The 6,471-nt window shown below is 67.2% G+C and carries 3 protein-coding genes; all 3 read right to left on the reverse strand.

All coding sequences use genetic code 11. The annotated features are described in order from the left end of the window. Positions 1 to 7: 7 nt before the first annotated feature. Positions 8 to 1,126 (reverse strand): hypothetical protein, encoded by a 1,119-nt coding sequence (locus ACIGA3_RS29820; protein WP_399721510.1) that lies wholly within the window; start codon positions 1,124 to 1,126, stop codon positions 8 to 10. Positions 1,127 to 1,284: 158 nt separating this feature from the next. Beyond that, the gene (locus ACIGA3_RS29825; protein WP_399721511.1) at positions 1,285 to 1,722 is read right to left on the reverse strand and encodes a DUF4304 domain-containing protein; all 438 of its coding nucleotides are present in this window, start codon (positions 1,720 to 1,722) and stop codon (positions 1,285 to 1,287) included. Positions 1,723 to 1,860: 138 nt separating this feature from the next. Continuing rightward, on the reverse strand, positions 1,861 to 6,471 hold a 4,611-nt coding region (locus ACIGA3_RS29830), incomplete at its 5' end, for an RHS repeat-associated core domain-containing protein (RefSeq protein ID WP_399721512.1).

Genomic DNA, 6,471 nt, shown 5'->3' on the forward strand with positions numbered 1-6,471 from the left:
GTTCTCGTCAGCGGGCGGCACGGGCCGGGGGCGCCGGACGGCCCTCCTTGTCCCACCCGATGAAGGTGTTGGTACGGGCGTGGACGAACGACTTGACCGAGTTGCCGGAGTAGCTCCACGGGACGCCGCCGATATAGGCACCGACGGCCCGGAACTGCTCGACGCCCTCCGCGAACCGCTCGGTGCGGAACAGCGCGTTGGCCAGCAGATGGCGGACGGTAGGGAGACGGTGGTGGTCGGCCGGTACCTGGTCGACCGCGTCCAGGGTGGCGTCGATGGCCGTGGTCATGAACGGCTTCTGGTAGACGGACAGGTCGTTCACCCGGAACTGGTGCTCGAACGCTGCATACAGGCGCAGTACGGGGAGCAGGCTGCCTCGGGGCGCGGAGGCGACGGCCTCTTCGGCGAAGGTGAACATCAGCTCGTCGGAGCCGCGCCACTTCGCGCACCAGTACTGAAGGGCCGCCACGTGGGCGCCGAAGTGGTGCGGGTCGCGGGCCGTGATCTCGGCCCACAGCGCCCGGAAGTGGTCGTGCGACCAGCCCAGGCCCAGGGCGATGGTGATCTGGGCGACCCAGGGGGTCGGGTCGTCGGGCGCCATCCGGGCCGCCTCTTCGCACGCGGGCAGCGCCTGGGCGAGCAACTGGTGGAAGTTCTCGAACTGTTCGGCGGTGGTGTGCTTCGCGCCCTTCGCGCCGCGGGCCTCGCCGGCGAACGCGACCAGCGCGTCGGCGTGGACGAGGGCGGCGGCGGGGTCGTGCGGGTACTCCCTGCGCCACTCCAGCAGCCAACCGTCGTCCTCCACGGCCGCGTGCACGAGGATGCCGAGCCGGTACCACCGCAGATCCCAGTCCCGCCCGGCCCCCGCCAGGTAGTTGGCCGCGACCCGCCAGTCCCCGGCGACAGCCGCCGCGGCAACGGCATCCGCCTCCGGGTCCGGCCCGGCATACTGCGCGTCCAGCTGATCCCCCGGCACGAGCCCGAACTCGACGGGATCAATCACTACCCGCTTCGTCCTGGCCGCCTGCTCGGCCCGCTGCGCCCGTGCCTTGCGGGCATTGCGGGGGATGGTGACGGCGGCGTAACCGAGGGCACTTACCCCGGCTATGGCTATGAAGGGGTTCACGGGGAGTTTCCTTGAAGAATGAGCGAAAAGCAGACGACGGGCTTAGCTAGGCGCGGAGGAGGAGCATTATTCGAAGCTTCCGAGAAACACGCCGGCCTCGTGTAATTTATTACCGAACCGCGATGGGGCTCCACACCCCCAGACCACACACCCTAAACTCATCCATACAAATTACCCTGCTCTCGCAAAGCAGGAATTCCATACTCTACACACGCTGACACGACCTTGCGCACCAAGTCACCCTTCCCGGCATCGCCTGTAACGACCCACCACAAGTCTTGCCCGCCCGGCATCAGTTCACCAATCCTCGCCCACCAGGCCCACTTGCCGTAAACCTTATTGGGACTCGGTCGCGACGGATACTTGGCCCCCGAGTCAAGAATTTCTTGCCACTTCCCCTTGGGTACCGCCGCAAGATTTACAGTGAATTTCAGTCGATCCACAGACGCACCGGATGACTTCTGAATACCGAGCAGCAGCCAAACGTTCGGATCCGGGAGCTCGAACACCTGACCAGATCCGACGAAGCCCTGCTTCCGCAACTCCGGAGCAACACCCTGTCGAACTGCCGCGGAAAACACTTCCTGTGCGGTCACTAAGCACCACCACTCCCAACATCCACAAGACCCCCCTGAATCAACAGCACAGCACTCTAGCGCAGAAGTGCGCGGATGCCCGCGTGAATCCCTCCATCAAGAGGAAGTCTTCCACGCGGGCATCCGACGAATGGAGTGCTAGTAGTGAAGCTTGATCTTGGCCCCTTGATTAAGGAGTCGCCAGGCAACGCTACCGGTCGGACCCATCTTTCCGGTCAAAGGGCTCCTAAAGAATTCCCATTCTTGCTCCGCGTGAGTTCCATCGCTGAGCAACGTCGCATCGTTCGCCATCTCCTGTCGGATCGACGAAACGTTGGAGACGCGCCCCACCTTCACTTCGATTCCCTTGGTGCCACCCGAAGGAAGGGGAGCTTCGATGTCCGTCCGCCGAGTGGTTCCATTCGCCATGGAATGGCTCACCTCGCGCTTAGCACCCGGGATACCTGCAGCCATATCGTTGGCGTATGCATCTCCGATCTGCTTGTTCAGACTGACACCCGTGAACTGCGGATCTGTGATTTCACCGCCGACCCCGCATTCGAACTTATCGCCCGGCTTGATGTTGTGAACGAGGATTGGAGTGTTGCCAGCCTCCACGTAGTACGTGTGGAGGGCTCCGATGGTGAGGTCATACGTCGTGGTGTCCGCGTGGAACAGGCGGACACCGGTGACCTCGGTCGTGCCGGTGGGCGTCTGGAGGACGTCGCCGGGGTTGAGGTCCTTGGCTTCGACGAAGGCTGACTGGGTCTCGTCGTAGAAGGGGTGGTGGAAGGTCGTCGTCAGGTGCGCGGGCTTCGGCTCGGTCACCTGTGTCGAAGACGCCTTGGTGACCGCTGCCACCGGTGCCGTCGCCGGATGGGTGTCACCGTGGCCGTGGGCGGCCGACAGTGCGCCCAGGACCGCGGCCGACGCTGCCAGACCGAAGGCCGCCTTGCGGGCCGCCTTCTTGGCCAGGGACTTGGCGCCGGCCTTCACCGAGCGCTTGTCACCGGTCTTCCTGATCGCCAGGTCCACGAAGTCGTGGTCCGTGTGCGTCACGATCACCGCCGTGACCTTGTGCGCCTCCGTGCCCTTAGCGCCAGGCACCGAGTTGGCTATCGTGTCGCCGACCTTAATGTGATCGATGGCCTTGGTCGTACCGTCGGCCATCAGGACCTGCGTCGAGCCGGTGAAGCTGTGCGGCCTGATCGGGCAGCTAGCGCCTTCTTCCGCCGGTGCCTCGTCCGAGTGGGACTGGGACTTGGTTCCCGATGCCTCGGACTTTGCCGCTGCCGCGGCTTCGTCCGTCGCGTCGGCTGTGGCTGATTCGCCGGCTTCTGTCGCTCCCTTACCGAAGAGGCCGCCCGCGACCTCGAGGGCCTTGGGGGCCGCCTTGGCGAGGATCTTGCCGCCGAGTTCGCCGAGGGCTCCGCCGGCCGCGCCGGTTACCGCGCCCTCGACCGCCGAGCCCGCGAAGGCGCCCACGCTGCAGTCGTCGCCGCCGTTGTCGGCGCACTTGAAGCCCTGTTCGACCAGGGCGCCCGCCGCGCCGGCGACGGCCGCGCAGCCGATGGAGCCGATGCCGGCCGTGAAGGCTTCACAGCCCGCGAAGACCGCGGTGGAGACCACGAGCGACGTGATCGCGGCGGCGTGGTTCTTGACGAACTTCGTCGCCGTCTTCGCCGCCTTGACCGTGGCGTGGTAGGCCGTACGGGCGGCATGGGCCACCGCGTGCGCGGCCTTCTTCACCGCGTGGGCGACCTTCTTCGCCGCCTTCTTCACCGCGTGGACCACCCGGTGCGCGGCCTTCTTCACCGCGTGGTAAGCCGAGTGCACCGCATGGACTACCTGGTGATACGCGCGTCTGACGTGCCGTGCCGCGTAGTGGTAGACGCGACGCACAGCCCGGACCGTGGCGTGGTAGACGTCCCGCACATGGTGCGCGACCTTGTGTGCCACGTGCTTGACCGCGTGGACCACCTTGCGGGCCACATGCTTGGCCGCGTGGTAGACCTTGTGCGCCACATGCTTGACCGTGTGGGCCACATGGTGCGCGGCCTTCTTCGCCCCGCAGACCACGTCGTACCAGGAGCAGTTGCCCGACTCGTCGGTACCTGCCAGCGGGTTGTCGTCGACATAGGCGAACGGGTTCGCCGCCACCGAGTTCGGCACCGCGTCCAAGGACATGCTGTCCTTGTTGAGGAACTGCCCGGTGTCCGGGTTGTACCAGCGCGAGGCCGTGCCCACGTCACCCGAGCCGGGCTCGGTCCAGCCGGACTGGAAGCCCAGGTGGCCGGTGACCGTGTCGGTCGGCGAGACCACCTTGCCCAGCGGGTCGTAGGAGGCCGAGCCGGCCAGCGCGGTCGCGCCGGAGGTGAAGGTGCCGACCACGTCGTTGTGCTGGTCGGTCAGGGCCAGCGCTCCGGCGCCGCCGCCGACCGGCTTCACACCGACCACACCGCCGCCCGTGTCGTGGGTGTAGGTGAAGTCGCCGTCCGAGGCGATGGTGTTGCCCCCGCCCGAGTAGGCGAAGGTCCGCGTGAGTCCGCCGGCCGAGGTGTCCCGGTCGGTGATGTTGCGGCCCACCGCGTCCAGGTTGTACGCCTGGTCACCCGCGACGATCTGGTCGCCGAACGCGTCCGTCTTGTACGACAGCGTGCCGGACGCCGACGACTCCTGGGTCATCGCGCCGCGTGCCGAGTAGTCGTAGGTGTGGACACCGTCCGACGTCAGCTGGTCGCGCTGGTCGTACGTGTAGACGTCCGAGCCCTTGCGGATGCGGTTGCCCGAGGCGTCGTACCCGTACGTCGTGTTGGTGGAGCCGTTGTTCCACGACGTGAGGCGGTTCGCCCAGTCGTAGCCGTAGGTGTTGCTGGACGCGCCCGACACGCCTGTCGTCGTCTTCGACGTCAGGTTGCCGTTCTTGTCGTAGCCGTAGGCGAAGCTCGCCAGGGTAGACGCGCCCTGGACCAGGGTGTCGGTGGTGAGCTCGTGCGCGGTGTTGTACCCGAAGGTGCGGGTCTGGCCGGTCGCACCGTACTTGACGGACTTGACCTGGTTGAGCTGGTCGTAGGAGTAGGTGAGCTGGGTGCCGGTCGCCGCGTCGTTGAGCGAGGACAGGCGGCCCGCGGTGTCGTAGCCGTAGGACGTGGTGCCCGCGGCGTCCGTGCGCGAGGTCATCGCGCCGTCGTTGTTGTAGGCGAAGCTGGACGAACCGGCCGAGCCCGACGTCGTCAGGGTGTCACCGCGGTCGTCGTAGGTGAACGCGTCGTGCGTCGCGCTCTGGTGGTCGACCGCTCCGACCGTGCCCGCCTCCGCCGTGTCCGCCGACAGCACGCGGCCGTCGGTGTCGTAGGAGAAGCTGCGGGTGGCCGTCACCGCGTCCGCGCCGGAGCCGGACATCGTCTTCAGCTGGCCGTTGCCGTCGTACGTCATCGACGTCGTGGTGCCGCCCGGCAGGGTGGCCTTCGTCGCCTGGCCGTCCGCGTCGTAGGCGAAGGTCGTGGTCGAGTCGGCCGCCGAGCTGAACTTCGACGTGGTCGGCTCGATCACCTTCTCCTGCTGACCCCACGGCGTGTACGCGTAGCGCCAGGAGTTGCCGCGGCCGTCGGTGAACCGGGTGCGGTTGCCCGCCTGGTCGTAGCCGAAGGTCGTGGTGATCGACGTCGTCGCGTCGACCGGCTGCGTCTCCTGGGTGATCGTCCCGGCCGCGTCATAGGTGAACTGGCTGGTGTGACCGTTGGCGTCCGTCGCGGCGGTCATGTTGCCGACGCCGTCGTACTGCTGCGACGTGGTCCAGAGCTGGGTGCCGCCGGCGTCGTAGGAGTGCGTGGCCGTCGGGTCGCCGGACGCGTTGTAGTCGGTCGTCGTGTAGGTGCCGTCCGCCAGGGTCGTCTTCGACGGGTTGCCCTCGAAGTCGTAGGCGTACTTGGTGGCGTTGCCGGCCGCGTCGGTGACCGAGGTGATGTCACCCGCGCGGTTGTAGGCGTACGTCGACGACACACCGCCGGGGCTGGTGGTCGAGGCGACGTGCGCGCCGTAGGGGTTTCCGGTGGTGACCGCGTAGGAGCTGGTGGAGGTCAGCGTCCGGGTCGACGGGTAGCGCTCCAGCGTCGTCTGCGTCAGCGGACGGCCCATGAAGTCGTACGTCGCCTGCGTCTGGGCACCGGTCGGGTCCGTCGCCGAGAGCTGGTCACCGGCCGTGTCGTAGACGGCATGGGTCTTGGTGCCGTCCGGCGCGGTGCTCTGGACCACGTCGCCGAGCTGGTCGAACAGGTTCGACGAGGTCTTGCCGCCCGGTGAGGTGACGGAGGTCTGGTTCCCTTCGCTGTCGTAGGTCCACACGGTCGTGCCCGCGTTGGGCTGCGCGGCGCCCGACGGGGTGTAGGACGGCAGGGTCTCGGAGACCTTGTTGCCCTCCGCGTCGTACGCCGTGCCGGTGACCAGGCCGTTGGGGTCCTTCTCCTCGACGGCTTCGCCGAAGGTGTTGAACCCGGAGGTGGTGACCGGACGGACGGTGTCGGGGTTGGTGCCGTCGGCCTCCGACTGGACCGCCGGGGCGGTGGTGACCGCGAGGTTGCCGGCCTCGTCGTAGGTGTAGTCGGTGGTGTGGTTCTCCGCGTCCGTCATCGACGACGGCAGACCGCGCTTGTCGTAGGCGTACTTCGTGGTCTGCGCGGTGGAGGAGCCGACGGTGCCGCCGGTGCGGCCCTTTCCGTAGAGCGAGGACACCTCGGTGGCGGACAGGGCCCGCTGGTAGACCTGCACGTT

Origin of the sequence: Streptomyces sp. NPDC085596 (assembly GCF_044541565.1) — a bacterium.
Lineage (GTDB): Bacteria > Actinomycetota > Actinomycetes > Streptomycetales > Streptomycetaceae > Streptomyces.